Annotated in this window: 1 rRNA gene; it reads left to right on the top strand. The window is 53.8% G+C overall.

The features are described 5' to 3' along the window. Positions 1-116: 116 nt before the first annotated feature. Positions 117-1,219 (top strand): 16S ribosomal RNA (locus DCCM_RS02890); the annotation flags it as partial.

Here is a 1,219-nt window from a genome sequence, read left to right as displayed (position 1 = left end):
CGGTCCTTGAAAACTAAACAGTAAAGCAAGATGGATTAATGGTAAAACCATAATCCTCGTCAAAGCAACAAGCCAAGCGAGGTAAACGAGCTAAAAGAGAAAACATCTCTATAGATTTTATGGAGAGTTTGATCCTGGCTCAGGACGAACGCTGGCGGCGTGCCTAACACATGCAAGTCGAACGGAGTTCAGATGGAAGCTTGCGAAATCTGAACTTAGTGGCGGACGGGTGAGTAACGCGTGGATAACCTGCCCAAAAGACCGGGATAACGCCGGGAAACTGGTGCTAATACCGGATACGCTTATTAGGTCGCATGACCTGATAAGGAAAGGTGCAAACCGCTTATGGATGGATCCGCGTCCCATTAGCTGGTTGGCGGTGTAAAAGACCACCAAGGCGACGATGGGTAGCCGGCCTGAGAGGGCGAACGGCCACACTGGGACTGAGACACGGCCCAGACTCCTACGGGAGGCAGCAGTGGGGAATCTTCCGCAATGGGCGAAAGCCTGACGGAGCAACGCCGCGTGAGTGACGAAGGCTTTCGGGTCGTAAAACTCTGTCTTAAGGGAAGAAAAAAATGACGGTACCTTAGGAGGAAGCCCCGGCTAACTACGTGCCAGCAGCCGCGGTAAAACGTAGGGGGCGAGCGTTGTCCGGAATTACTGGGCGTAAAGGGCGTGTAGGTGGTCTGTGAAGTCGGGAGTGAAAACCTGGGGCTCAACCCCGGGCGTGCTACCGAAACCAGCAGACTTGAGGACAGGAGAGGGAAGCGGAATTCCCAGTGTAGCGGTGAAATGCGTAGATATTGGGAGGAACACCAGTGGCGAAAGCGGCTTTCTGGCCTGTAACTGACACTGAGGCGCGAAAGCGTGGGGAGCGAACAGGATTAGATACCCTGGTAGTCCACGCCGTAAACGATGGGTGCTAAGTGTTGGGGGTATCGACCCCCCCAGTGCTGTAGTTAACGCAATAAGCACCCCGCCTGGGGAGTACGGTCGCAAGACTGAAACTCAAAGGAATTGACGGGGGCCCGCACAAGCGGTGGAGCATGTGGTTTAATTCGACGCAACGCGAAGAACCTTACCAGGAAATGACATCGTCTGACAGTCTATGAAAGTAGGTGTTCTTCTTCGGAAGACAGATAGACAGGTGGTGCATGGTTGTCGTCAGCTCGTGTCGTGAGATGTTGGGTTAAGTCCCGCAACGAGCGCAACCCCT

Origin of the sequence: Desulfocucumis palustris (genome assembly GCF_002933875.1) — a bacterium.
Lineage (GTDB): Bacteria > Bacillota > Desulfotomaculia > Desulfotomaculales > Desulfocucumaceae > Desulfocucumis > Desulfocucumis palustris.
Note: the sequence above shows the minus strand (reverse complement) of the source record. Positions and strands in the feature narration are given on the sequence as shown.